We start from the raw sequence: 829 nt of genomic DNA on the forward strand, positions 1-829 counted from the left end.
GGTGGATATCATCACCGGCACGCTCGGCAAGGCGCTGGGCGGCGCGTCGGGCGGCTACACATCGGGCAAGTGCCAGGTGGTCGACTGGTTGCGCCAGCGCTCGCGTCCCTATCTGTTTTCCAACACGCTGATGCCGGCGATCGCGGGCGCCTCGATCCGGGTTTTCGAACTGATCGGCAATGGCGATGCGCTGCGTCAGCGCCTCTATGCCAATGCGGCGCGCTTCCGGTCTGAAATGGGTAAGCTCGGCTTTACGCTTGCCGGCGCCGATCATCCGATCATCCCGGTCATGCTGGGCGATGCGACGCTGGCGCAGGAGATGGCGGCGCGCATGCTGAAGCGCGGCATCTATGTCATCGGCTTCTCGTTTCCGGTGGTGCCGAAGGGCCAGGCGCGCATCCGCACGCAAATGTCGGCCGCCCATTCCAGCGCCGACATCGATCGCGCGGTCGAGGCGTTCGGCGCGATCGGGCGCGAACTCGGTGTGATTTCCTGAACGGCCGGAACAGAAAAGCGATTTCGGGTCATTCGGATCAAGAGATTCAAGGGACAAAAGAATGTCGAACATGATGAAGGCGCTGGTCAAGGCCAAGGCCGAGCCGGGCATCTGGATGGAAGAGGTGCCGGTGCCGGAAATCGGCCCGAACGACGTTCTGATCAAGATCAGGAAGACAGCGATCTGCGGTACCGACGTTCACATCTACAATTGGGACCAGTGGGCGCAAAAGACCGTGCCGGTGCCGATGGTGACCGGCCACGAGTTCGTCGGCACGGTCACCGACTTCGGCGCGGCGGTCACCGAATACAAGGTCGGCCAGCGTGTTTCGGG

2 protein-coding genes are annotated in these 829 nt (G+C 62.8%); both read left to right on the top strand.

What is annotated here, in order from left to right; genetic code table 11:
* On the top strand, window positions 1-496 hold a 496-nt coding region (locus tag EOA86_RS36665), incomplete at its 5' end, for an aminotransferase class I/II-fold pyridoxal phosphate-dependent enzyme (protein ID WP_128345835.1).
* 61 nt (window positions 497-557) lie between these two features.
* Window positions 558-829, top strand: a 272-nt coding sequence (locus EOA86_RS36670; protein ID WP_164892410.1) for an alcohol dehydrogenase catalytic domain-containing protein, incomplete at its 3' end; no start/stop codon positions are given.

The sequence above is a fragment of the Mesorhizobium sp. M5C.F.Ca.IN.020.32.2.1 genome (genome assembly GCF_004023105.1).
In the GTDB taxonomy this organism is placed as follows: domain Bacteria; phylum Pseudomonadota; class Alphaproteobacteria; order Rhizobiales; family Rhizobiaceae; genus Mesorhizobium; species Mesorhizobium wenxiniae.